This is a genomic window from Azospira oryzae (assembly GCF_004217225.1).
GTDB lineage: Bacteria > Pseudomonadota > Gammaproteobacteria > Burkholderiales > Rhodocyclaceae > Azospira > Azospira oryzae.
This window is the reverse complement of sequence record NZ_SHKM01000001.1, coordinates 24724-48908: the sequence shown is the minus strand read 5'-3', so window position 1 is coordinate 48908 and position 24185 is coordinate 24724. Positions and strand designations below refer to the sequence as shown.

Here is a 24185-nt window from a genome sequence, read left to right as displayed (position 1 = left end):
ACAAGTTCGTGCAGTTTTGCCAAAGATGAATAGCAGGGGAACTGGGGTATCACCTAGGGCCTAACCGGGGCGTTACCCGAGCTGGCAAGCGCCTTTTCCGCTGGCATCCTCCACCGCATCGACAAGATCCCCGCCACGGGGACGCCGTCCTGCAGTCCCACCGGAGGAGACTACCATCGTGTTTGCCAATCTGCGCCTGAAGAGCCGGATGTTCATCCTGATCGCCCTGGCGGTATTCGGCATGGGCACCATCACCATCCTCGGAGCCCTGGGCGTCAGCCGGGACCTCCACGAGGGCCACCAACAGACCGTCAGGGCCGCCGTGGAAGCGGCCTACAACATCATCGCCGGCTACCAGGCCCTGGAGAAGGCCGGCAAGATGAGCCGCAGCGAGGCCCAGAAGGCCGCCGCCGAAAGCGTGCGCATGGCCCGCTACGGCGGCGCCGACGGGCGCTCCGAGTATTTCCACATCTGGACCCCGGAAGGGGTGACGGTGATGCACCCGATCCGCCCCGAATGGGAAGGCAAGGACGTCACAGGGGAGGTCCGGGACGTCAAGGGCCGACCGACCCTGCGCAACATCATCGACGGCGCCATCAAGCAGCCGGACGGCGCCTTTGTCGAGACCCTCTTCCCCCACCCCGGCCAGCCGGCGGAGAAGGCGGTGGACAAGCTGCAGTACGTGAAGCTGTTCGCCCCCTGGGGCTGGGTGGTCGGCAGCGGCATCTACCTGGACGACGTGCAGGCCGAAGTGCGCCAGCGGACCCTCGAGGATTCCCTGATGGCGCTGGTGCTGCTCGCCCTGGTCGCCGCCGGCACCTACCTGGTGGGCCGCAGCGTGCTGCAGCAGGTGGGGGGCGAACCGGGTGTGGCCATCGACCTCATGCGCCAGGCGGCCGACGGCGACCTGACGGTCCGGGTCGAGACGGCGCCGGCCGGGTCCATGCTGGCTTCCTTCAGCCACATGGTGGCCTCCCTGCGCCAGGTGGTGAAGGAGATCGGCAGCAATTCGAGCCAGCTGACCCACAACGCCGAGCGCATCAGCACCGCCGCCCGGGAAGTATCCCTGGCCGGGGAACAGCAGTCCGACGCCACGTCCGCCATGGCCGCCGCCATCGAGGAACTGACCGTGAGCATCAATCACATCTCCGACAACAGTCGGGATACGGAACGCAATTCCAGCGAATCGGCCCAGCTGGCGGCCGAGGGGGAAACCCGGGTGGCCAATGCGAGCGGCGCCATCAAGGCCATCGCCGGCACCGTCAGCGACGCCTCGGGCCGTATCCGGGACCTGGAAACCCAGACCCGGGAAGTCTCCGGCATCGCTTCGGTGATCAGCGCCATCGCCGCCCAGACCAACCTGCTGGCCTTGAACGCCGCTATCGAGGCAGCCCGGGCCGGGGAACAGGGCCGGGGCTTCGCCGTGGTGGCCGACGAGGTGCGGCAGCTGGCGGAACGGACGGCCAAGGCCACGGTGGAGATCGAACAGATGATCAGCCACATCCAGACCGACACGGACATGGTGGTGCAGGCCATGGGGGCGGCCCTGCCCCAGGTGGAGAGCGGCGTCGCCCTGGCCGAGGAGGCGGCCCAGTCCCTGCGCCAGATCCGCGAAGGGTCGGAGCTGACCCTGCACCGGGTGCGCGACGTGGCCGAGGCCACCATGGAACAGAGCAGCGCCAGCACCAGCATTGCCCAGCGGGTGGAGCAGGTCGCCCAGATGGTGGAGGAAACCAGCGCCGCCATGAAGAACACGGCGGAAACGGCGGAGGCGGTGGAGCAGATCGCCAGTCGCCTCGACGCCCTGGTGCAGCGCTTCCGCACCTAGGGCGGCAACTGCCTCAGGCCGGCGGCTGGCCGCCCGCCCGGTTGCCCTGGCCCGACTCGGCCCAGAGGGCCCGGGCGAAGGCCTTCCAGGCCGGCCCGCCGTGGGTCAGCACACCCTCTTCGGCGCTTTCCTGCATGGTGCGCAGCATCAGGGCGGCAAAGGCGAACAGCTCGGCCTTGGCCTGTTCCTGGTGGTTGCAGCAGGCGGCTGCCGCCCGGCTGGCATCCCGGGCATGGTCCAGGGCCTCCCGGGCCAGCAGGCGCACCTGGGTCTCGTTGTTCCAGTCGATGCCGAGGACGATGCCGCGGCGGACGATTTCCGTCTCCAGCTCGTTGGCATCGCTCTGAAAGTTTTCAAAACCGCTCATTTCCGACTCCCGGCCGCCTCAGGCGGCCTGTTCCAGACTTTGATCAACGCTGCCGGCCAGCTGCTCCACCAGGGCGCTGACGGCGGGGATGGCGGCGCCGCGCCGCCACAGGGCCACCGTATTCACCAGACCGCTGCGCCCGGGCAGGGGATGGGCCGCCAGCAGGTCGGCGCCGGGATAGTTCTCCAGCACCGCCCGGGGCAGCAGGGCCACCCCCATGCCGGCCACCAGGCAGCCGAGGATGGCGTGGTAGGAGGAAACCTCCACCACCCGTTCCGCCAGGATGCCGTCCCGGGCCAACCAGTCTTCCAGGCGCTTGCGGTAGGCGCAGCCGGGGGCAAAGGTGATGATGGTGCTGGCCGCCAGGTCCCGGGCCGAGTGCACCGGGCCGTGGCCGGCCTCGGTGACGATCACCAGTTCTTCCTCGAACAGGGCCCGCTTCTCCAGCCGTGGATCGTCCACCGGCTCGGCCACCAGGCAGGCATCCAGTTCGCCGGCCAGGACTTGGGCCACCAGGCGGCGGGTGTCGCCGGTGCTCAGTTCCAGACGCACTTCCGGATAGGCCCGGTGGAAGCCGGCCAGGGGCCCGGGCAGGCGCACCGCCGCCGTGCTCTCCATGGAGCCCAGGCGCAGGCGGCCCCGGGGCGTGGCGTCCTGCACCGCATGGCGGGCCTCCTCGGCCAGGTCCAGCAGGCGCTCCGCATAGGCCAGCAACTGGCGGCCGGCGGCGGAGAGGTTGAGGCGCCGCCCTTCGCGCACGAACAGTTCCACCCCCAGGTCCGCCTCCAGCTGGCGCACCCGGGTGGTGACGTTGGACTGCACCCGGTTGAGGCGCACCGCCGCCCGGGTGATGCCGCCTTCCGCCACCACGGTGCGAAAGATGTGCAGGTCTGCCAGTTCCATGAACGCCGCTCCTTGCCCCTTTGTCCGGGGCCACGATTCAAATCTCAAAAGAAGAATATAAAAATCTTAATAATTCATTTTTCAAGAACATGATGCGCCGCTACAGTGCTCCTGGCAAGACCATAAAAACACCCCAACCCCAGGAGACAACCCATGGACAACCAGCATCTCCGGCGCGGCTATTTCTACGCCGCCCTGACCGTCGCCGTCTGGTCCGGCTTCATCCTCGTCTCGCGCCTGGGCGGCAAGAGCCCCCTCACCGCCTGGGACGTGACCGCCCTGCGCTTCGGCACCGCCGCCCTGATCCTCCTGCCCGTGTGGCTGTGGCGGCGACCCCGGCTGAACTTCAGCTGGCGCATGGTGATCCTGGCCGTCACCGGCGGCTGCGGCTACGGCGTCCTGGTCTATGCCGGCTTCAAGCTCACCTCCGCCGCCCACGGCGCCGTGCTGCTGCCCGGCATGCTGCCCTTCCTGGTGGCCCTGATGGCCTGGCTGGTGCTGGGGGAACGCCCCTCGCCCCAGCGCTGGCTCGGCCTGGTGGGCATCGCCGCCGGCATCGCCTGCCTGGCCACGGACAGCTTCGGCAGCAGCGTCGGCGACTGGCGCGGCGACCTGCTGATCCTGGCCTCCAGCCTCTCCTGGGCCATCTACACGGTGCTGGTGCGGCGCTGGCAGGTGGCCCCCTGGGATGCCACCCTGGGCGTCGGCCTGGTCTCGGCCGCCCTCTACCTGCCGGTCTACGTGCTGTGGCTGCCCCACAACCTGGCCGCCGCCAGCCTTTCCACCATTGCCCTGCAGGCTGCCTACCAGGGCGTCCTGGCGGTCATCGTGGCCATGATGTTCTTCATGCGCGCCGTGGCCATCCTGGGCCCCACCAAGGTCGGCACCCTGATGGCCCTCATTCCCGCCATCGCCGGCACCGCCGCCGCCCCGCTCCTGGGCGAGCCCCTGTCCCCCTGGCTGATGGCCGGCCTGGTGCTGGTCAGCCTGGGCGCCTGGGTCGGCAGCCAGACCCGTTTTTTTGTCAGAAGGAACGCCGTATGCCCTACGTAAATATCAAGATCACTCGGGAGGGTGCCACCGCCGAACAGAAGGCCACCCTGATCCGGGGCGTCACCCTGCTGCTGCGGGACATTCTGGGCAAGAACCCGGAAACCACCGTGGTCACCATCGACGAGGTGGACACGGACAACTGGGGCATCGGCGGCGACAGCGTCACCGTGCGCCGGGCCCGGGAAAGGCAGGGCTGAGGCGGGCCCGTCCCATGGCGACAGAATTGCTCGCCGGGGATGGAACACTCCATGAAAAAAGGGCGCCCACCGGGGCGCCCTTTTTTTGCGGCAGCAGGCCGCTCAGGCAGAGGTGGAAATGGAACTCAGCAGCTGTGAGAAATTGCTGCCACTGCCGCTGCCGTAGGACTGCACCAGGTCCATGATCCGCTTCAGTACGGCGGCTTCGTTGGAGGCCGAAGTGCTGCTGGAATCGCCGGAGGAGGAGCTGTCGCTGGAGGTCTGGGTGGACTCCTGGTAGGCCATCGCTTCCTGCTGGGTCACCTTGCCGTCGCCATTGGCATCGGCCGCATCAAAGTTGCTGGAGATGGTGTTGAGCAGTTCCGACAGCTTGCTGTCGGAGGTGTCGCTGGCCATGGATTTCACCTGATCCAGAGTCAGGCCTTCGTCGCCACCGCGACCACCGGGAGGCGGGGGCGGCATGCCGTTGGCCGCAGCCGTGGCGCTACCGGAACCGGCTGCATCGGCGGACTCCTGGTAGGCCATGGCTTCCTGCTGGGTCACCTTGCCGTCGCCGTTGGCATCGGCCGCATCGAAATTGGCGGCCAGGCTGTTCATCAGTTCCGACAGGTTGCTGTCGTCGGTGGCACTGGCGATGGCGCTCAGTTCGTCCTGGGTGTAGCCCTCGTCTTCTTCGCTTTCTGCAGGCGGAGGCGGCGGCGGGCGCATGCCGCCGCCCTGGGCGGCACTCATGCGGCTGGCGTTGAACTGGCTGTCCAGTTCGTCGGCCAGTTTCTGCAGGGTGGAGGACATCTCGTCCTTGGTGACCTTGCCGTCCCCGTCGCCGTCCAGGGTGCTGAAGACGTCGTCCACGCTGGCCGAAGAGTCGGAACCGAGACCGCTGAGGGCGGACTCCAGATCGCTCTTCTCCAGGTAACCCTGCCCCTTGGTATCGAGTTTGGAAAAAATATCCTCGACCATCTTCGACGGATCGGGACGCCGATGGCTGCTGACGCCGGCGTATTGCGCCGCGCTGCTGCCTACGCTGGAAATGCTGGACATGACAGTTCCTTTCAGGGAATGACTCAAGCGGATTCATGCAATGGACGGCCTCGCCGTCATGGGCAAAGAACAACTGCCACCGGGAGTTCCGTCGCTACAGTTCCTACGCAAGGATTCGGCCTGAAAAGGCCTGAATTTAGGCCTAAAAAGGTAAATTATGGTTAAGAATGGTCAAGAGAAATCCGAGCGTCGAAAAACCGTGAGTATTTGAAAGATTGAAGCGCCGGAAAAGGCTTCTACCTAGCCACTCGGATACGACTAACAAAAACAACGATTCTTTATAAATCAATAAATTGAAATGCTTAACAAAATTTAACAATCGACAAAACCAGACCATCGTACATAAACGGCAATACTTGCCGAATGGCTGGAGAATATTGCCGCTCACCGCCGTTGCAGCCGGGCGGCTTCGTCGAGCCAGGCGGGGGCATTGCGTTCCAGCCATTCCCGGGCGATGGGGTCCTGCCGCACCTGCTCGTCCAGCCAGGCGGTGCTGACGTGCTGAACGTAGAGGCGCTGGCGTTTGCCGTTGTTGCCGCCGCCCATGCCCGGACCGCCGCGATCGCCACCGTCCATGCTGCCCCCCGGCCCACCCATGCCGCCGGAAGGACCGCCACCCATACCGCCACCCATACCGCCACCCATACCGCCACCCATACCGCCACCCATACCGCCACCGGGACCGCCCATGCCGCCCCCCATGCCGCCTCCGGGGCCACCCATGCCGCCGCCCCGTCCGCCGCCCATGCCACCACCGGCACCGCCGGATGCGCCATCGGGAGCCCCCTTGCCAGCCGTTGCCCCAGCGTCATCCGCACCACCGGCAAAGAGGCGGTGGTTGGCGCCGTAGAGCAGCAGCAGGGTGGCCCGGCCTTCCGGCAAATAGCGGAAGGGCGCCTGCCGTGCCGCCGGATTGGTCATCAGGCCATAGCTGTCGCTGTCGTCGGAGCCGGTCACCAGCAGCACCGGCGCGGTTACCGCCCCGTAGCGCTGGGCGAAGCCGCCGGCCAGGCCGTCCACATGGGGGCTCAGGGCCAGCACCGCCGCCACCCGCTCCAGGGGCGGCACCAGGGCGGTGCCGTTGCGCCCCCGTTCCCCGGCCAAAGCCAGGGCCGTCTGGGCGCCCAGGTCGTAACCGGCCAGCACCGGGCTGCCCGTATCGAGGCGGGTCCAGGGCCCCTGACCGGCGCCCTGGCGCCGGCGGACTTCGGCCAGCACCCGCGTCACCAGGCGCGCCCGGCGTTGCAGGGCAGGCTGGGCAAAGGCTTCCCGGGCCAGGTTCTGGAAATCCGCATTGCGCGCCCGTTCGCTGCGCAGGGCCGCCGGCCCCTGCGCTTCACCCTGCAGGGAGAGCACGCCATAGCCCGCCTCCGCCCACTGCTGGCGCCAGGCCAGGCCGGCATCGGCACTCTCCCCCAGGCCCGGCATGTAGAGCAGCAGGGGGAAGGGGCCGCTTTCCCTGGGCATGAGCAGGGCCACATCGACGCTGTCCTCCTCCAGGAACCAGGTCTGGCGCAGGCTTTCGCTGCCGAAATGCCGTTCCGGGCGATAACCCCGCTCGGCCAGGCGCCGTTCCGCGCTGTCGTCGGGCCGGGGCCGGGAATTGCCGCAGGCGGCGAGCATGCTCAGCAGCAGGGCACCGCCACCAAGGGAGAGGAAGCGCCGGCGCGGCACGAAGGGAGGATTGCGCAAGGCCATGTCAGCTCCGGCGGGGTTCGGGCCGGGATTCGGGACGACCGTCGCGCGGAGAGACAGGCTCGCCGCCCCGACCGGATTCCCATTGCCGCTCCCGCTTCTGCCGCAGTTCCTCGACCTGGCGCCGCTGTTCCGGCGTCAGCACCTCCAGGGCCTGGCGTTCGCCGCGCAGGCGCAGCAGGGTCACTTCCGCCCAGGCCTTGGCCCGGGCATCCACCAGGCTACGCAGGCGGCCTTCGTCGCCCCCGGCGGCGGCGCGCAGGTCCGCGTCGGCCTTCTGCAAAGCCTTGCCCTTGTCGCGCATGACCCGGGCCTGGTTGAGGAAAAGGTCGAACAGCTTGTCCTTCTGGGCCTCGCTCAGCTGGATCTCCCGGGGGAAGGGCATGGCCGGGCCGAAATCGGCGCCGGGAAAGCCCCCCGGGCCCTGGCCATCACCATGGCGGTGTTCGCCCTCGGGCGGCTGCATGGGGCAATGCCCCGGCCCGCCCATGGGGCCGTCGGCGCGGGCGGAGAAGGAAGCGGCCAGGCTGAGCGCCAGCAGGGCCGAGACAACGGTGGATCGCAGATTCATGATCGGACTCCTCAGGGGAAAACGGTGGGAAGGTCGGGAAGCTGGCTGCTCCGTGACGGAGGTGGCGGTCTCGACGTGGAGCCATGGTCGTACCGGCGGCGGTAAAGGGCGGTTCGCCCACTGTAAAGGCTGGTAAAACTTGTAACCGCAAGGCCGGAGAGGCACTTGCGGCGGCTATCATGGCGTCCGTAATCCCCTGTTAATTCGAGACAAGCATGACCAAGCTGCTACTGGTAGACGACGACACCGAACTGGCCAACATGCTCCGGGAATATCTGGAGCGAGAGGACTTTTCCGTCACCCTGGCCCACGACGGCGAAGCGGGGGCCGCCGCCGCCCTTTCCGGCGATTACGCCCTGGCGGTGCTGGATGTGATGATGCCCAAGGCCAGCGGCATGGACGCCCTCTCCCGCATCCGCGCCGCCAGCGACATGCCGGTGATCATGCTGACCGCCAAGGGCGACGACATCGACCGCATCATCGGCCTGGAGATGGGCGCCGACGACTACGTGCAGAAGCCGTGCACGCCGCGGGAACTGGTGGCCCGCATCCGGGCGGTACTGCGCCGCTTCCAGACCAGGGAGAGCGCGGACGACATTCCCGCCCAGATCCGGGTCGGCCCCCTGACCCTGTGGCCCGCCCGCCGCGCCGCCCAGTGGGGCGAGGCGCCCCTGACCCTGACCAGCACCGAATTCAACCTGCTCCAGGTCCTGGCCCGCAACGCCGGCAAGGCCGTGAGCAAGCCGGACCTCTCGGAGCAGGCCATGGGCCGGCCCTTGAGCCGTTTCGATCGCAGCATCGACGTGCACATGAGCAGCATCCGCCACAAACTGGGCCTGCGGGACGACGGCCGCACCTGGATCCAGACGGTGCGCGGCATCGGCTACCAGCTCACCCGGGAGTAGGGTTTGAGCCGCCTCTTCTGGAAGTTCTTCGTCACCTTCTGGCTGACCCTGCTCACCGCCAACATCATCGTCGGCGGTCTCATCTGGCTGCACCGTTCCGCCGAATTCGAGCAGCAGCAGGGCAGCCGGCCCGGCCAGCCGCCGACCTTCATGCTCGGCGTCGCCGCCAGCCTGCTGCAGCACGACGGGGAGGAATCCCTCAAGCAGCTGCTGCGGGACTGGCAGCAAAGCCATCCGGAACCTATCTATGCCGTAGACGCCCAGGGGATGGACCTCCTCGGCCGGCCGGTCCCGGAAGGCGCGCTGGACAAGGCCCGCCAGGGCATCCGTGACGGACAGCCCGGCCCCTGGCGCCTGGCGCAGCGCTCCATGAGTTCCCCCATTCTCCTCTTCATGCCCGGCGGCCCCTTCCGCCCGGAGGACCTTTTCGGCCCCGGCGGCGGCCCGCCGGAAGCGCACCTGCTGGGGGAACCCGGCGGCCCGCCGCCGCCCCACCGGAACATGGGTCCCAAGCCCCCCCTGCCCTGGCTGCTCATCGCCACCGGCCTGGTGGCCAGCCTGGCCTTCAGCGCCCTCCTGGCGTGGACCATCGTCGGCCCCATCCGCCGCCTGCGCCAGGGTTTCCGCGCCGTCGCCGCCGGCCGCCTGGAAACCCGCCTGGGACAGGAGTTCGCCAAGCGCAAGGACGAGATCGGCGAACTGGGCCAGGAATTCGACGCCATGGCCCAGCAGCTGGAAGCCCTGATGGCCACCCAGCGCCGCCTCTTCCACGACGTCTCCCACGAGCTGCGCTCCCCCCTGGCCCGCCTGCAGGCGGCGGTGGGCCTGGTGCACCAGGACCCCAGCCGCATCGCAGGCGCCCTGGAGCGCATCGAGCGGGAAACCCAGCGCCTGGACGAGATGGTGGATGAACTGCTGACCCTGGCCCGCCTCGACTCGGGCACCTCCGGTCCCCTGGAAGACGAGATCGACCTGCCGGCCCTGCTGCACAGCATCGTGGACGACGCCGCCTTCGAGGCCGAAGCCCAGGGCCGCCACGTGGACTTCCAGGACCGCTGCGGCGAGGCCCCTGCCTTCATCCGCGGCCGCCCGGAACTGCTCGGCCGGGCCCTGGAAAATGTCATCCGCAACGGCATCAAGTACACCGCCCCCGGCACCCGGGTCACGGTGGAGGCCGAACGGGACGGGGACAGCCTCCGGATCCGCGTCGCCGATGCCGGCCCGGGCGTGCCCGAAGCGGAACTGGACGCCATTTTCGTCCCCTTCTTCCGCGGCACCGACCGGGAGCAGCAGCGGGGCTACGGCCTGGGCCTGGCCATCGCCCGCCGCGCCATCCAGGCCCACGGCGGCAGCATCCGGGCCAGCAACCGCCCCGACGGCGGACTCCAGGTGGAAATCCGCCTGCCCCTGCAGCCCATCCCGGCCTGAACCCCTCGCCCCGACGGCCCCTGTGCCGTCGGAGCATCCGCAGCAAGGCCCCTGGCGTGGCCGGTGACCCGTCACCGATTTCCGCACTTTTTTCCCCAGACGCCTGCTGCTCCAGCCCTGCCCCAGCCCAACTAGCAGATCACTTGCCGGCCCATTGCTCGCCCCGCTTGCGGGGCCGGCTGCCGAGCCAGTTGCCGGCCATCTTTCCTCCTGCGCCGCCCGCCGGCACGGGCCATTCACCGTCGGCCCCTGCCGCCTTCATTGCCACCGTCACACATACATTTCAATAGTTCTTGTACAATTGCAGCATGAACCAGGACATCGCCACCACTGTTTTCGAATCCCTGGCCTCCGGCATCCGCCTGGAGGCCTTCCGCCTGCTGGTGAAGCAGGGCACCGCCGGCATGGTGGCGGGGGAAATTGCCGCCACCCTGGGGCTGCCGCCCAACAACCTGTCCTTCCATCTCAAGGGCCTGGCCCAGGCCGGGCTGGTCAGCGTCACCCAGGAAGGGCGCTTCCAGCGCTACCGGGCCAACCTGCCCCTGATGCTGGAACTGATCGCCTACCTCACCGCCGAGTGCTGCGGCGGCCACCCGGAACAGTGCGCCGCCCTGGGCCAAGCGGCCGGCTGTTCCCCCGCCCTGCTGCCGGCCCTGCAGGGGCAACCGCCCAACGACCAGGAGCAAGCCTGAGCCATGAACGTCCTTTTCCTTTGCACCGGCAATTCCTGTCGCTCCATCCTGGCGGAGGCCACCTTCAACCATCTGGCCCCGGCCGGCTGGCGGGCCATGAGCGCCGGCAGCCAGCCCACCGGCCAGGTCCATCCCCGCTCCCTGGCCCTGCTGGCCCGGGAAGGCATCCCAACCGCCGCCTGCCACAGCAAGTCCTGGGAGCAGCTGCCCGAAGTGCCGGACCTGGTCATCACCGTCTGCGCCAGTGCTGCCGGCGAGACCTGCCCGGCCTACCTGGGGCCGGCGCTGCGCTGTCACTGGGGGGTGGAGGATCCGGCCCATGCCAGCGGCAGCGAGGCGGAAATCGAGGCCGCCTTCGCCACGGCCTATCGCATCCTGCGCCACCGCATCGAAGCCTTTTTCGCCCTGCCCCTGCAGCAACTGGCGACCGATCCGGAACGCTTCAAGGCCGAACTGCAACGCATCGGCCAGCTCCTCCCCTGACCGCCGCCAGCCCCGCCCCATCAACGAAAGCACCGCCATGAACCAGCCCTGCCTGGCCCCCCGGCCAGCCATGAACCTCTTCGAACGCTACCTGACCCTGTGGGTGGGCCTGTGCATCGTCGCCGGCATTCTCCTCGGCCAGGCCCTGCCCCAGTTCTTCCAGGCCGTCGGCCGGCTGGAGGTGGCCCGGGTGAACCTGCCGGTGGGCCTGCTGATCTGGGTCATGATCATCCCCATGCTGGTCAAGGTGGATTTCTCCGCCCTCGGCGAAGTGCGCCAGCACGTGCGGGGCATCGGCGTCACCCTGCTGGTGAACTGGCTGGTCAAGCCATTCTCCATGGCCTTTCTCGGCTGGCTGTTCATCCGCCAGCTGTTCGCCCCCCTGCTGCCGGCCGAACAGATCGACAGCTACATCGCCGGCCTCATCCTCCTGGCGGCGGCCCCCTGCACCGCCATGGTCTTCGTCTGGAGCCGCCTGACCAACGGCGACCCCTTGTTCACCCTGTCCCAGGTGGCGGTGAACGACAGCATCATGGTGCTGGCCTTCGCCCCCCTGGTGGCCTTTCTCCTCGGCCTCTCCGCCATCACCGTCCCCTGGGCCACCCTCATCACCTCGGTCGTGCTCTACATCGTCATCCCGGTGCTGCTGGCCCAGGCCTGGCGCCGTTCCCTGCTGGCCCGGGGCCCGGCGGCCTTCGACGCGGCCATGGCGCGCATCGGCCCCTGGTCCATGGCCGCCCTGCTGGCCACCCTGGTGCTGCTCTTCTCCTTCCAGGGCGAGGCCATCCTGGCCCAGCCCCTGGTCATCGCCCTGCTCGCCGTGCCCATCCTGATCCAGGTGCTGTTCAACGCCGCCCTGGCCTACGGCCTCAACCGGGCCCTGGGAGAAAAGCACAGCATCGCCTGTCCCTCGGCCCTCATCGGCGCCTCCAACTTTTTCGAACTGGCGGTGGCGGCGGCCATCAGCCTCTTCGGCTTTGCCTCCGGCGCCGCCCTGGCCACGGTGGTGGGCGTGCTCATCGAAGTGCCGGTGATGCTGCTGGTGGTGCGCATCGCCAACGGCAGCAAGGACTGGTATGAGCGCCGCAGCTGATTTCCGCCGCGGCGGCGAGCCCGACCTGGAGTCGGTGCGAGCCCTGCTGCAGGCCTGCGGCCTGGCCGCGGACGATCTCGGCCCGGACCTCATGCCGGCCTTCCGCCTCTATCGTCGGGGCCAGGAGCTGCTGGCCTGCGGCGCCATGGAATACCGGCAGCAGGCAGCCCTGCTGCGCTCCCTGGCCGTCCGCCCGGAGGCCCGGGGCACTGGCCTGGCGAAGGCCCTGGTAGGCCGCCTGGAGGCCGAGGCGGCCCAGGACGGCATCACCGATGTCTATCTCCTCACCACCACGGCCCGGGACTGGTTCGCCGCCCGCGGCTACAGCGTGGCGCCCCGCAGCCAGGCCCCCGCCGGCATCGCCGCCCACGCCCAGTTTCGCAGCACCTGCCCGAGCAGCGCCGTGCTGATGCACAAGCGCCTGCCGCCGCTGGCCTGATTACCTGCTTTTACGGCAGTCGGGGCTTTGCCCGACGGCCATCCTCTGCCATCATCCGGCCATGACTTCCCGCCGCCCCAAGAAGATGAGCGCCGCTCCCCGCCTGTTCCTGCTGGCCGCCCTGGCGGCCGCCGGCCCGCTCCAGGCGGCGCCCGCCTGGCTCATCGCCAGCGACGACGAAAACGCCACCGCCGGCCGGGCGCTGCGCCTGGAGATCGCCAAGCCGGCAGCGGCTGCAGGCTGGCCCGGCGCCATGAGCCTGCGCCTGGTGGTTGGCGAACGCATCCTCAACCTGCCCCTGCGGCCGGCCGGCGCCGTCTCGCCCGACGGTGCCCGGCGCCCCTACCTGGCCCAGCTGCCGGAGGACATCGCCGGCCTGGTGCGGGTCGAACTGGCGGACCGGGACTCCAACCGCCTGGCCCTGCTGGCGGCGGCACCGGCCCCCGGCACGCCGGCACCGGCGGCGGAAACCCAGCCTGAAGACGTAGCCGCCAACGACTATCCGGACGAGCCGGTGATCTCCGCCAACGAGCCCATGTACCTGGTGCTGGGCAGCCGCGGCGGCGTCAATGCCCGCTTCCAGCTCAGCTTCAAGTACCGCCTGGTGGAGCCGGACGGCGCCATCGGCCAGGCCCTGCCCTGGCTGCGCAACCTGCACTTCGGCTACACCCAGACTTCCATCTGGGACCTGGCGGAGGAATCCAAGCCCTTCCGCGACACCAGCTACCGCCCCAGCCTGTTCTGGCAGTGGAACCTGGGGGAAGGCAATTCGGGCCTGCGCCCCGCCCGCCTGCGGGCCGGCTACGAGCACGAATCCAACGGCAAGGACGGCAGCAGTTCCCGCTCCATCGACATGCTTTTCGCCCAGCCCACCTGGCGCTGGGATTTCAACGGCGGCACCAGCCTCAGCTTCTCGCCCAAGTTCTACGGCTACCTGGACAAGGAAGACAACCCGGACATCGCCCGCTACCGGGGCCACGCCGACTGGATCGCCCGCTACGGCAAGGACGACGGCTGGATGCTGGCGGCCCAGGTGCGACGCGGCACGGCGGGCAAGGGCAACGCCCAGCTGGACCTCTCCTACCCGCTGCGGGAAAGCATCTTCGCCCGGGCCGGCGGCTTCCTCCACTTCCAGCTCTTCTCCGGCTACGGCGAGAGCCTGCTGGACTACAACCGGGAACGGGAGACCCAGGTCCGCGTCGGCTTCTCCATCGTGCGCTGAAGATCGGCTTCTGGTGCGGCGCAGCACCGGGTCGGGGGATTTGCAGGACGGCCATCCTGGGGTAATGTCCGTCATACCACCGACACAATGAGAACAACAACGTGGACCTCCTCTTCTGGCTCGCCGTCGCCACCGTCGTGGTGGTGCTCTGCTTCGACTACACCAACGGCTTCCACGACGCCGCCAACATCGTCGCCACCGTCATCGCCTCCCGGGCCATGACCCCGGCCCAGGCGGTGATCATCGTCGGCATCTTCGAATTCCTCGGCCCCCTCCTGGGCGGCACCGCGGTGGCCAACACCATCGGCTCCTTCGTCCGCCTCGACGGCATCGATCCGGCCAGCGCCCTGACCATCCTGCTGTGCGGCCTGCTCGGCGCCATCGTCTGGAACCTGCTGACCTGGTGGCGCGGCATTCCCTCCTCCTCCTCCCACGCCCTGGTGGGCGGGCTGGTGGGCGTGGTGGTGGTGTCCGCCGGCGCCGACCAGGTGGTGTGGGGCTTTCGCGAACTGTTCCACAACGGCCACGTCAGCGGCGTGATGAAGGTCCTGCTGGCCCTGCTGCTCTCCCCGCTGATCGGCTTCTGGTGCGGCTACGCCGTGCAGCGCCTGATGCACGCCCTGCTGCTGGCGGCCAAGCCTGCCGCCAACCGGGGCCTGAAAGGCGCCCAGTTCCTCACCGCCGCCGGCCTGGCCTTCTCCCACGGCGCCAACGACGCCCAGAAGAGCATGGGCATCCTCACCCTGGTGCTTCTCCTGGGCGGCTTCATCCCCACTTTCACGGTGCCCTTCTGGGTCATCCTGGCCTGCGCCTCGGCCATCACCCTGGGCATCCTTTCCGGTGGCTGGCGCATCGTGCGCACCCTGGGCTTCGCCATCTACCGGGTGCGCCCCCTGCACGCCCTCAATTCCCAGCTGACCTCGGCCGCCGTCATCTTCGCCGCCTCCCTGGCCGGCGCCCCGGTCTCCACCACCCACGTGGTGGCCACCTCCATCATGGGCATCGGCGCCTCGGAGCGGCCCCGGGCGGTGCGCTGGAACAAGGCCAAGGAAATCGCCACCACCTGGGTCATCACCATCCCCGGCGCCGCGCTGGCCGCCATCCTGATCTACGCCGTGCTGCGCCTGTTCCTCGGGCCGGCTTAAGGAGAACCACCATGGACAGCAACGACGACGACCGCCAGAAGCCCATCTTCCGCCGCCTCTTCGACCGGGTCTTTCCCAAGGTGCCGGATTTCTTCCGCCTGCTGGCAGAACAGGCGATCCAGGTGAACCACACGGCCAACCTGCTGGTGGAATACATGGAGACCGGCGATGCGGCTATCGGCCAGCAGATCCGCCAGGACGAGCACGAGGCGGACCGGCTGAAGATCCGCAACCTGCACACCCTGAACGAAGCCTTTTCCACCCCCATCGACCGGGAAGACATCTACCGGGCGATTCTGGACATGGACGAGGTGGTGAACTACTGCAAGACCACGGTCAGTGAAATGAGCGTGCTGGAAGTGACGCCGGACAAGTTCGACCTGGAAATGGCCCTGCACCTGAAGGAAGGGGTGGATGCCCTGGTCGCCGGCTTCACCAAGCTGGCCACCCAGCCCGGCGCCGCCGCCCTCGATGCGGACATGGCGCGCAAGGCCGAGCGCAAGGCGGAGAAGTCCTACCGCCGCGCCATCGCCGCCCTCTTCCAGGGCGACGACTACATCACCATGTTCAAGCGGCGGGAAATCTACCGCCACCTCTCCAACGCTGCCGATCGCATGGCCAACTGCGCCAACACCCTGCACGACATCGTGGTGAAGATCACCTGACGGCGCCCCGGGCCGGCCCCCAGCCGGCCCTTGTCGGCAACCCAGCCTGCCGGCTGTCCCCTCACACGGCCAGCTCGACCAGGCTGTTGACCCGCTCCGGCTTCAATTCCCCATCCTCCCCCAGCAGGTCGTAGACCAGCAGGATCAGATGCACCCGCTTCTGCAGCGGGATGGTGGCCCCCAGGACCGCCAGCCGCTCCTCCACGGACTGTATGGCCCGGGCCAGGCGCAGGGATTCTGGCGGCACCGACTGGTCGTTCAGATGCATCGAGCCCTGGCCCGTAAGCAGCCAGTTGGCATTGATCCCGGCGCGGATCAGGCCGGCGATGGCTTCGGCGCCGGGCAGAGCCAGTTCGATCTCGTATTTGCGGTAGGTGCTCAAAGGAATGCCAGATATGGAACATATCTCGACCTGCTTCAGGCCTAAGACTGCCCGCACTTCCTTCAACCTTTGCCCAAGCAATATTCCAGGAGCCATTATTATCTTTTTATAAATCAGATTGTTAACAATTAATGAAGGCCCCGGGCGCCAACCCGTATGCATCCAAATATGGCATTGACAACATTCCATATTTGGCATTAAATACTATCGTGGTCATAGTTATCCTTTGTTATCAGGAAAATCGGCCCATGCCGACTTTTCGCACAAGGGTTACCTGGGCACCGGGAGAGCAAGACAGCAAGAATCGGCAACACCGATTCCCAGACTGTTCAAGGGAGCACAGACAGGAAGGCCGGCCAGCCTAGTTTGCCGGCCTCCGGCGCTGCGCCTCCGCAGGCAGTTCAATGTATCGCCTTTTTCCCCCGCCCAACAACTCGGGTAAACCTTAGGTAATCCCGAAGAAACACGGGCTTTTCCCCTGAATCACACTGTTGCGACAGTTTCCAGCGATGGGAGACGGGGCACTGCTTCCCCAATTTCTTCGGCATATAACACGGAAAAAGATGACCGGAAGCGGCAGATGAATATTCGCAATCGATTATAGCAACAGGCCACCAGCCACCAACGAACGCAGATCAGGATCAAAAGAACATTTCGACAGGTCGAGGTCCCCGCGATGAACGCCAGGCAGAACAGCAGTCCGCCCTCCGCGACAAAACCGCAGCAGCTTCCCCATCCCCCTCTGGACCCGGAGGCGGTGGAGCTCATGGTGCGGCAGTGCATCCGCCACACCTGGTACATGATCGCGGGCTTTCTCGCCTCTTTTGGACTGATGTCCCTGCTTTTTGTTCTCCGCTAGGAGCCGGCCGATGCCAGTCACAAGCGCAAGACTGACGGGGCTGGACGACCAGGGTTCACCCCTGGTGATCAAGATCGACCAGGTGCTGGCCTACCGGGACCGCATCCACCACGCGCGTTGCCGGGTGGCCGCCAACCAAACCCTGGACGCCCTCAAGGATATTGGCGTTTCCGCCCGGGTTTTCGGAAAACTGACCCAGCCCGGCAAAAAACTGCCTTATCCCTCCCCCATCGAACTTTGCATCGTGGAGCCGGCGGCGGCGGACGGGGAACTGGCCTCCACCGTCGGCCAGACCATCCGCGACGTGGCCGGCCCCCTGGGCGTGCGCGTCCTGTGGCTGGAGCAGCTGACGCCGAAGATGCGCCTGCACATCCTCGAGCACGGCCGCAGCAGCCTGGGCGCAGGCAATGACAGCCCCTGCAACTCACCTTAAAACGACACTTCTGGCAGTTCGAGTACCCAGTTATGGATTCATCCGCCACAGATACGGGAGGGAGTCATGGCCAAACACCGGAGCCGCCACCGGCAAGGCAGAAAAGGGAATGAAACGGTCGCCACCGGCAAGGACGGGCACCTGTTCGACTTTGCCGAAATCGACGCGCTGCTGAACAAGAGCTATCGCCGCACCTGGCTGGTCCTACTGGCCCTGGGGGGAGCCTTTTTCACCCTCTCGGCCATGGCCATGCTCAACTAGGCGATACCACCATGACCTCTCCGGCACCATTGATTCAGGAAGCCCTGCCCGGCGGCGACTTTGGCCCGGGCGACAAGCGGCAGCAGTACCGCAACCGGCTCTGCCGTGAGCGCAGTGCCGCCGCGGCCAACCGGGCGGTGGCCCTGCTGGCGGAAATGGGCATCAAGTCCCGCATCTTCGGCCCCCTGACCAGGAACCGGGAGGATTTTTCCCCGGGCAGCGGCATCGACCTGTGCGTCTTCGACGAGAACCCTCTCAACGGCCCCGAAGGCCCCCGTTACCGGGACATCATGCTGGCCGTCAGTACGGCGGGTGAAGGCCTGCTGATCCAGGTCCACTTCCTCTCCCAGCTCTCGCCGCCCCTGGCCCGCACCGTGCAAAGCACCGGCCTGCCCCGGATCAACTGAGGCGGAACGGCTCCCCGCCGGGACTAGCCAAAAGCGGCCATCCGGGCCAAGATGTGGCCCCTTTGACCAGCGACCACTCCCATGAGCCATCCGCGTCATGACATCGACGTCAGCGAAGAAGCCGGCGTCCGCTATCTGCATTTCGGTTCCGACTGGGTCCAGGGGGCCATGCGCATCGCCAGGCCGTGGAACCTGGAACTGGCCTACACCCGGGAAATGATGGCCGGCCTGCTGCTGCGACAGGAAACGCCCTGGCCCCGCCACGCCCTGCTGATCGGCCTGGGCGCCGGCTCCCTGACCAAATACATCTACCGCCATCTGCCCCAGACCCGCATCACCGTGGTGGAGATCAATCCCGAGGTGGAGCTGGTGGCCCGTTTCCACTTCAAGCTGCCCCAGGACCCGGCTCGCCTGACCATCCACATCGATGACGGCGCCGCCTTCATGGCCGCCAGCCAGGAACAGTACGACCTGATCCTGGTGGACGGCTTCGATCCCGACGCCCGGGCCGGTGGCCTGGATACCGCCCCCTTCTACCAGCACTGCCGGGAACGGCTGACGGCCGACGGCCTGCTCAGCATCAACCTGCTGGGACGCAACCGGGGCTTTGCCGCCAGCGCCGAACGCCTGCGCCAGGCCTTCGACGGCCGCGCCCTGGTCTTCCCCTCCTGCGACAGCGGCAACGCCATCGCCTTCGCCGCATCCGGCAATCCGGTCGCCGTCGGTCTGGACGAACTGCGGACCCGGGCCGAAACGCTGAAGCGGGAAACCGGGCTCAACCTGCTGCCCACCGTGACCCGCCTGCAGATGGCCGGCAGCCTGGCCGGCGGACGCCTGAGTCTGTGACATGCACTGGCTGCACCTGGCCATCGCCATCGTCGCCGAAGTCATCGCCACCTCGGCCCTGAAAGCCGCCGCCGGCTTTACCCGGCCCCTGCCCTCCCTGGTGGTGGTGGCCGGCTACGGCCTCGCCTTCTATTTTCTCTCCCTGACCCTCCGGGTCATTCCCATGGGCGTCGCCTATGCCGTGTGGTCGGCCGTGGGCATCGCCCTGGTCTCCCTCATCGGCTGGCTGGTGTACGACCAGCGTCTGGACGCTCCTGCCTTGCTGGGGATGGGCCTGATCGTCGCCGGCGTCGCCGTGATCCAGCTCTTCTCCCGCACCGCCCACTAGGGCGGCCCCTCAGCCGAGGAAGTCCTCGGCGAACTGGCCCTGGATGCGGTCGATCTCGCTGCGGTTGCGCAGCAGGGCATCGACGCAGTCGTGATCGAACTTGCGCCCGGCCATTTCGGCCAGCATGGAAAAGGCCTGGTCGTTGCTCCAGGCCTCCTTGTAGGGGCGCTCGCTGGTGAGGGCATCGAAGACGTCGGCCACGGCGACGATGCGGGCCTCCACCGGGATGTCGTCGCCCCGCAGGCCATGGGGATAGCCGCTGCCGTCCAGGGACTCATGGTGATGCAGAACGATGTTGCGCAGCATTTCCGAACGCTGCATGCCCTGGATGCCGAAATTTTCCAGCATGGAATCGACGATCTGCCGCCCCTTCACCGTGTGCTGCTGGATCTGCACAAACTCCTCGGGTTCCAGCCGACCCGGCTTGAGCAGCAGGGAATCTGGCACCGCCACCTTGCCGATGTCGTGCAGGGGCGCGAAAAGGTACAGGTACTCGACGAAGGCATCGTCCAGCTTGAAGCGGGGCGCCACTTCCTGGGCAATGATGCGGGAGTAGTGGGCCATGCGCTCCAGGTGGGCCCCCGTCTCGAAATCCCGGATCTGGGCGATCTGGGTCACGGTGCGCACCGAGGCCATCAGGGTGCGCAGGCAGGCCAGTTCGTTGACCACCACCAGGGACAGCTGGTGCCCCACCATATTCAGGTGGTGCAGGGCCTGGGCGTCGAACACCCACTTCTGCCGAGAATTGAAGAAGAGAAAGCCGTAGAGAGCGCCGTTATGGGCCACCGGCATGGTGTAGCTGGCGCCGTAGCCGCTGCTGCGCACCCGCCGGGAATGCTCCCGCACCAGATCCTGGGACAGCACGTCCATGTCGTTGATGACCCGGGGGCGCCGGGAGGTGGCGATTTCCGTCAGGGACGAGGAGGCCGACAGCTTGCTCTCGTAGAAGGAAAGGGGCGCTTCCCCGTCGCTGGAATGGAGGAAGGTTTTCAGGTTGTCCGTCAGGGGCTCGTAGGAGGCGACGGCGATACGGTCGATGAATGGCAGGGACTGGCGCAGGTGGTCGTGAATCCGTTCCAGCTTCTCCTGCAGGGGCAGGGACTGGTGCAACAGGTCCAGCCCGTCTTCATGGGAGAAGACAGGCAGGTCCGGCAACAGCGCTGGAGGCTGGACAAGGGAAGAAACCACGGTCACGGTCGGATACCACCACACAGAGCGAAAGGCATTATACGAATCATAATCATCAAGCCGCAATATGACGGGTTGCTGACAAGCCGGATTAACCGGCGCAAGCAGACAGGCGCTGGGAAAAAAATGCAGCAAAAAACCTGCCACAAAACGGAAACGGCAGCGTAACCCCCGCATCGTATGGTCGGATTTTTCCCTGGGAAGACGCCATGCACGTACTGATGCTTTCCGATGTCTATTTCCCGCGCATCAACGGGGTTTCCACCTCCATCGAGACTTTCCGCCGGGAATTCGAGGCCGCCGGGGACCGGGTCACCCTCATGGTGCCCGACTACCCGGGCGCCCAGGCCGAGCCCGGCATCATCCGCATCGCCTCCCATCGCCTGCCCCTGGACCCGGAAGACCGGCGCATGGAATTGCGCACCATCCTGGCCCACGAGGAACAACTTCGGGGCATGGACATCGACCTGATCCACATCCAGACCCCCTTCGTCGCCCACTACGCCGGCACCGCCCTGGCCAAGCGGCTGGGGGTTCCCTGCGTCGAGACCTACCACACCCTGTTCGAGGAATATTTCCACCACTACATCCCCTTCCTGCCCAAGGGCATGCTGCGGGGGCTGACCCGGCGCTTTTCCCGGCGCCAGTGCAATGCCCTGGACGGGGTCATCGTGCCCTCCACCGCCATGGCCGAGCGCTTGCAAAGCTACGGCGTCACCACGCCTCTGCGGGTGGTGCCCACCGGCATTCCCCTGCAACAGTTCGGCCAGGGCGACGGCGCCGCCTTCCGCCAGCGCCTAGGCCTGGCGCCGGAAACGCCGGTGGCCCTGTTCGTCGGCCGGGTGGCGGGGGAAAAGAATATCGACTTCCTCCTTCAGGCCCACCGCCTGGCCCTGTTGCGCCTGCCGGAACTGCATCTGGTGGTGGCCGGCGAGGGCCCGGCCCTGGCGGGTCTGCGGCGGCTGGCGGAGACCCTGGGCACCAGCGACAAGGTCCGTTTCGTCGGCTACCTGCACCGCCGGGCCGAGCTGCCGGCCTGCTATGCGGCGGCCGACACCTTCGTCTTCGCCTCCCGCACCGAGACCCAGGGCCTGGTACTGCTGGAGGCCATGGCCGAGGGGGTGCCGGTGGTAGCCCTCTCCATCATGGGCACCCGGGACATCCTCATGCCGGCGCGGGGCGCCGTCTCGCCGCCCGACGATCCGGCGGAGTTCGCCGAGGCCCTGGCCAACCTGCTGCAGAACCCGGAACAACGCCAGCGGCTGGCCCGGGAAGCCCGGGAATACGTGCAGGAATGGTCGGCCCCGGCCTGTGCCGGGCGCCTGCGCCAGGCCCTGGCGGAATTGCTGCAGAGCCGCATGAATACAGGGCCCCTGACCCCTTGCACATCTTCGCCAGTGGACTAACATGAGGGTGTTCTCCCACCCATTACACCCGCACAAAGGGGGGACGGTCCTACAACAACAAAATGCTTTCCTGGCCGCCCGACCGGCAACACCGGGGCCGAGCCCGACAGACCGTCTTAGCAACACAGGAGGAGAATCCCATGCTGTCCTTAAAAGACTGCCTCGACTTCTGCGACATGGAGCAAGAAGAAATTTCTGCCATCGCCCAACACGAGCACATTCCCGTCATCGTCGCCGCCGAGCTGTGCGACACCCTGCTGCATACGGAAGAAGGGGTGCGCGATCTGCACTCCATGCTCCTGGACAACATCGCCACCGCCCTGGAACACGGGGAAGTGGAACGGGCCAACGAGCTATCCCGCACCTACCAGCACTTCCAGACCAGCCATCCTTTGGCGCCCAGAGCCTGAGGCGCTATTGACCGGCCCCAAGCCGGCCGGGATTCGGCGCCTTCGACTCTCCCCGGCGACCGAATCCCACCTTCTTCCTGCACCCTGCGGCAGTCCTTGCGCCGCTTCCACCCACCTGCGCCGGCAGCGGCGATCCGGCCCGTGAGCCCCGGATCGCCGCCCGGCGGCAGAGACCCGGGGCCACGCTTCAGGCCGCCAGCACTTCCTTGTGGGCCTGCTTCTCGTAGAGGAACTCCAGCACCGCCGCCCGGGCGGCGATGTATTTCGGGTCGTTGGCCAGGGCCAGGCGATTGCGCGGCCGCGGCAGGTCCACGCTGAGGATTTCGCCGATGGTGGCGGCCGGGCCGTTGGTCATCATGACGATGCGGTCCGACAGCAGCACGGCTTCATCCACATCGTGGGTGACCATGACCACGGTGGCCTGGGTGGCATCGCAGATCTTCATCAGCTCGTCCTGCAGCTTGGCCCGGGTCAGGGCATCCAGGGCGCCGAAGGGCTCATCCATGAGCAGCACCTTGGGCTGCATGGAAAGGGCCCGGGCAATGCCCACCCGCTGCTTCATGCCCCCGGAAATCTCGTGGGGAAACTTGGTCTCGGCGTGGGTCAGGCCCACCAGGGCCAGGGCGTCGTGGGTGCGCTGCTTCAGCTTGGCCTTGCCCTCCTTGGCGGCGAAGACCCGCTCCACCGCCAGATAAACGTTGTCGAAGCAGGTCAGCCAGGGCAGCAGGGAATGGTTCTGGAAGACCACCCCCCGCTCCGGCCCGGGGCCGGCGATCTCCCGGCCGTCGCAGATGAGAGCACCATCCGTGGGCCGGGTGAGGCCGGCGATGAGGTTGAGCAGGGTGGATTTGCCGCAGCCGGAGTGGCCGATGAGGGCGATGAACTCCCCCTGGCGGATGGACAGATCCACGTCGCGCAGGGCGACGAACTTGCCTTTCTTGGTGTCGAAGGTCTGGCCGACGGCTTCGATCTGGACGAATTTTTCCATGCTTACTTCTCCTCGTAGCTGAAGCGGTTGGCCAGCAGCACCAGGGCCTGCTCCAGCAGGAGCCCCACCAGGCCGACGACAAAGATGGCGATGATGATGTGTTCGACGTTGAGGTTGTTCCACTCGTCCCACACCCAGAAGCCCAGGCCGACGCCGCCGGTGAGCATTTCCGCGGCGACGATCACCAGCCAGGCGACGCCGATGGAAAGGCGCACCCCGGTGAGCATGTAGGGCAGCACGGCGGGAAAGAGGATCTTGGTGAACACCTTCCACTCCGGCAGGTCCAGCACCCGGGCCACGTTCAGGTAGTCCTTGGGAATGCGCTGCACGCCCACGGCGGTGTTGATGATCATGGGCCAGATGGAGGAGATGAAGATGACCCAGATGGCCGCCGGGTTGGCCGCCTTGAACACCAGCAGGCCGATGGGCAGCCAGGCCAGGGGCGAGACGGGCCGCAGCAGGCTGATGATGGGCGACATCATGCGGTTGAGGAAATCGAAACGGCCCAGCAGGAAACCGGCGGGAATGCCGATCAGGGCGGCCATGCCGAAGCCGATGCCGACCCGTTGCAGGGAGTTGAGGATGTTCCAGCCGATACCCATGTCGTTGGGCCCGTTCTGGTAGAAGGGATCGGCAAAGAGCTGCACCGCCGAGGCCCAGGTCTTGGCCGGGCCGGGCAGCTGGGGGCTGGTCATGGAGACCAGGTACCAGAGGCCGACGAAGACGGCCAGGCCGATCAGGGGCGGCAGCACCACCTTGAGCACACCCACCAGGGCCTCGTTGCTGCGCCGGCCGGCGGCAGCCCGGGCCGGCTCCTGCGCCGATGGCGGCACCGGGGCCGCCGTCACGGAGGCGGCCGGGCCGCTCCCCACACTGCTGTCATTCATGGCCATGGCGGCTGCTCCCTGGTCTGTTGCATCGTTCGTCGGGCTGGCCGCCAGCGCGGTGTT

At 67.2% G+C, this 24185-nt stretch carries 28 protein-coding genes; 19 read left to right on the top strand and 9 right to left on the bottom strand.

The features are described 5' to 3' along the window. Positions 1 to 178: 178 nt before the first annotated feature. Positions 179 to 1828, top strand: coding sequence for a methyl-accepting chemotaxis protein (locus EV678_RS00260; protein ID WP_130458087.1), 1650 nt, complete (start codon positions 179 to 181; stop codon positions 1826 to 1828). Between the two features lie 13 nt (positions 1829 to 1841). On the opposite strand, the gene EV678_RS00255 is transcribed toward EV678_RS00260, so the two are convergent. Continuing rightward, a complete protein-coding gene (locus EV678_RS00255) occupies positions 1842 to 2195 on the bottom strand; it encodes a hypothetical protein (RefSeq protein ID WP_130458086.1) in 354 nt (117 codons plus the stop codon). Positions 2196 to 2213: 18 nt separating this feature from the next. Beyond that, positions 2214 to 3098, bottom strand: a complete 885-nt coding sequence (locus EV678_RS00250) for a LysR family transcriptional regulator (RefSeq protein WP_130458085.1) — start codon at positions 3096 to 3098, stop codon at positions 2214 to 2216. Positions 3099 to 3251: 153 nt separating this feature from the next. Here EV678_RS00250 and EV678_RS00245 point away from each other — a divergent pair, with 153 nt between their 5' ends. Further along, positions 3252 to 4151: a DMT family transporter gene (locus EV678_RS00245; protein ID WP_130458084.1), complete on the top strand. Its 900-nt coding sequence runs from the start codon at positions 3252 to 3254 to the stop codon at positions 4149 to 4151. Further along, positions 4139 to 4348, top strand: a complete 210-nt coding sequence (locus EV678_RS00240) for a 2-hydroxymuconate tautomerase family protein (protein ID WP_014236930.1) — start codon at positions 4139 to 4141, stop codon at positions 4346 to 4348. The genes EV678_RS00245 and EV678_RS00240 overlap by 13 nt, the downstream gene beginning before the upstream one ends. Positions 4349 to 4450: 102 nt before the next feature. On the opposite strand, the gene EV678_RS00235 is transcribed toward EV678_RS00240, so the two are convergent. From EV678_RS00235 to EV678_RS00225, 3 genes are all read right to left on the bottom strand, one after another. Continuing rightward, a complete protein-coding gene (locus EV678_RS00235; RefSeq protein ID WP_130458083.1) occupies positions 4451 to 5389 on the bottom strand; it encodes an EF-hand domain-containing protein in 939 nt (312 codons plus the stop codon). 384 nt (positions 5390 to 5773) lie between these two features. Beyond that, complete coding sequence (locus tag EV678_RS00230) at positions 5774 to 7087, bottom strand: alpha/beta hydrolase family protein (RefSeq protein ID WP_130458082.1); 1314 nt, start codon at positions 7085 to 7087, stop codon at positions 5774 to 5776. 1 nt (position 7088) lies between these two features. Next, positions 7089 to 7655, bottom strand: coding sequence for a Spy/CpxP family protein refolding chaperone (locus EV678_RS00225; RefSeq protein WP_130458081.1), 567 nt, complete (start codon positions 7653 to 7655; stop codon positions 7089 to 7091). Between the two features lie 215 nt (positions 7656 to 7870). Here EV678_RS00225 and EV678_RS00220 point away from each other — a divergent pair, with 215 nt between their 5' ends. From EV678_RS00220 to EV678_RS00180, 9 genes are all read left to right on the top strand, one after another. Beyond that, entirely contained in the window at positions 7871 to 8560 is a 690-nt protein-coding gene (locus tag EV678_RS00220; RefSeq protein ID WP_130458080.1) for a response regulator transcription factor, read from the top strand. A 3-nt stretch (positions 8561 to 8563) separates the two neighbouring features. Next, positions 8564 to 9988 carry an ATP-binding protein gene (locus tag EV678_RS00215; RefSeq protein ID WP_130458079.1) on the top strand — a complete coding sequence of 475 codons (1425 nt, stop codon included), beginning with the start codon at positions 8564 to 8566 and terminating at the stop codon, positions 9986 to 9988. Positions 9989 to 10296: 308 nt separating this feature from the next. Continuing rightward, positions 10297 to 10680 carry an ArsR/SmtB family transcription factor gene (locus tag EV678_RS00210; protein WP_130458078.1) on the top strand — a complete coding sequence of 128 codons (384 nt, stop codon included), beginning with the start codon at positions 10297 to 10299 and terminating at the stop codon, positions 10678 to 10680. A gap of 3 nt (positions 10681 to 10683) precedes the next feature. Beyond that, positions 10684 to 11163, top strand: a complete 480-nt coding sequence (locus EV678_RS00205) for an arsenate reductase ArsC (RefSeq protein WP_130458077.1) — start codon at positions 10684 to 10686, stop codon at positions 11161 to 11163. Between the two features lie 37 nt (positions 11164 to 11200). Further along, a complete protein-coding gene (arsB, locus tag EV678_RS00200; RefSeq protein WP_130458076.1) occupies positions 11201 to 12256 on the top strand; it encodes an ACR3 family arsenite efflux transporter in 1056 nt (351 codons plus the stop codon). After that, positions 12240 to 12695 carry an arsenic resistance N-acetyltransferase ArsN2 gene (gene arsN2 / locus EV678_RS00195; protein ID WP_130458075.1) on the top strand — a complete coding sequence of 152 codons (456 nt, stop codon included), beginning with the start codon at positions 12240 to 12242 and terminating at the stop codon, positions 12693 to 12695. Before arsB ends, arsN2 begins: the two co-directional genes overlap by 17 nt. Before the next feature lie 61 nt (positions 12696 to 12756). Further along, positions 12757 to 13917 (top strand): phospholipase A, encoded by a 1161-nt coding sequence (locus EV678_RS00190; protein ID WP_130458074.1) that lies wholly within the window; start codon positions 12757 to 12759, stop codon positions 13915 to 13917. A gap of 101 nt (positions 13918 to 14018) precedes the next feature. After that, the gene (locus tag EV678_RS00185) at positions 14019 to 15062 is read left to right on the top strand and encodes an inorganic phosphate transporter (protein ID WP_014236919.1); all 1044 of its coding nucleotides are present in this window, start codon (positions 14019 to 14021) and stop codon (positions 15060 to 15062) included. Between the two features lie 11 nt (positions 15063 to 15073). After that, entirely contained in the window at positions 15074 to 15727 is a 654-nt protein-coding gene (locus tag EV678_RS00180; RefSeq protein ID WP_014236918.1) for a DUF47 domain-containing protein, read from the top strand. A gap of 61 nt (positions 15728 to 15788) precedes the next feature. Here the strand turns inward: EV678_RS00180 and EV678_RS00175 are convergent, their stop codons facing one another. Further along, positions 15789 to 16109, bottom strand: coding sequence for a hypothetical protein (locus tag EV678_RS00175; RefSeq protein WP_043798011.1), 321 nt, complete (start codon positions 16107 to 16109; stop codon positions 15789 to 15791). Between the two features lie 869 nt (positions 16110 to 16978). On the opposite strand from EV678_RS00175, the gene EV678_RS00170 reads away from it, so the two are divergent. The 5 genes from EV678_RS00170 (at position 16979) to EV678_RS00150 (ending at position 19243) form a co-directional block, all read left to right on the top strand. Then, positions 16979 to 17401, top strand: coding sequence for a hypothetical protein (locus EV678_RS00170; RefSeq protein WP_130458073.1), 423 nt, complete (start codon positions 16979 to 16981; stop codon positions 17399 to 17401). Positions 17402 to 17467: 66 nt separating this feature from the next. After that, the gene (locus EV678_RS00165) at positions 17468 to 17662 is read left to right on the top strand and encodes a hypothetical protein (protein WP_130458072.1); all 195 of its coding nucleotides are present in this window, start codon (positions 17468 to 17470) and stop codon (positions 17660 to 17662) included. Positions 17663 to 17673: 11 nt separating this feature from the next. After that, positions 17674 to 18069: a hypothetical protein gene (locus tag EV678_RS00160; protein WP_014236913.1), complete on the top strand. Its 396-nt coding sequence runs from the start codon at positions 17674 to 17676 to the stop codon at positions 18067 to 18069. An 81-nt stretch (positions 18070 to 18150) separates the two neighbouring features. Next, positions 18151 to 18915 carry a fused MFS/spermidine synthase gene (locus EV678_RS00155; RefSeq protein ID WP_014236912.1) on the top strand — a complete coding sequence of 255 codons (765 nt, stop codon included), beginning with the start codon at positions 18151 to 18153 and terminating at the stop codon, positions 18913 to 18915. A gap of 1 nt (position 18916) precedes the next feature. Beyond that, the gene (locus tag EV678_RS00150) at positions 18917 to 19243 is read left to right on the top strand and encodes a DMT family transporter (protein WP_014236911.1); all 327 of its coding nucleotides are present in this window, start codon (positions 18917 to 18919) and stop codon (positions 19241 to 19243) included. Between the two features lie 9 nt (positions 19244 to 19252). On the opposite strand, the gene EV678_RS00145 is transcribed toward EV678_RS00150, so the two are convergent. Beyond that, positions 19253 to 20398, bottom strand: a complete 1146-nt coding sequence (locus EV678_RS00145; protein ID WP_232058825.1) for an HD domain-containing phosphohydrolase — start codon at positions 20396 to 20398, stop codon at positions 19253 to 19255. A gap of 242 nt (positions 20399 to 20640) precedes the next feature. On the opposite strand from EV678_RS00145, the gene EV678_RS00140 reads away from it, so the two are divergent. Further along, positions 20641 to 21837, top strand: a complete 1197-nt coding sequence (locus EV678_RS00140; protein WP_130458070.1) for a glycosyltransferase — start codon at positions 20641 to 20643, stop codon at positions 21835 to 21837. A 140-nt stretch (positions 21838 to 21977) separates the two neighbouring features. Beyond that, the gene (locus tag EV678_RS00135; protein WP_014236908.1) at positions 21978 to 22247 is read left to right on the top strand and encodes a hypothetical protein; all 270 of its coding nucleotides are present in this window, start codon (positions 21978 to 21980) and stop codon (positions 22245 to 22247) included. A 187-nt stretch (positions 22248 to 22434) separates the two neighbouring features. Here the strand turns inward: EV678_RS00135 and EV678_RS00130 are convergent, their stop codons facing one another. Beyond that, positions 22435 to 23235 (bottom strand): ABC transporter ATP-binding protein, encoded by an 801-nt coding sequence (locus EV678_RS00130; RefSeq protein ID WP_014236907.1) that lies wholly within the window; start codon positions 23233 to 23235, stop codon positions 22435 to 22437. Between the two features lie 2 nt (positions 23236 to 23237). Next, the gene (gene ntrB, locus EV678_RS00125) at positions 23238 to 24128 is read right to left on the bottom strand and encodes a nitrate ABC transporter permease (RefSeq protein WP_014236906.1); all 891 of its coding nucleotides are present in this window, start codon (positions 24126 to 24128) and stop codon (positions 23238 to 23240) included. Between the last annotated feature and the right edge of the window lie 57 nt (positions 24129 to 24185).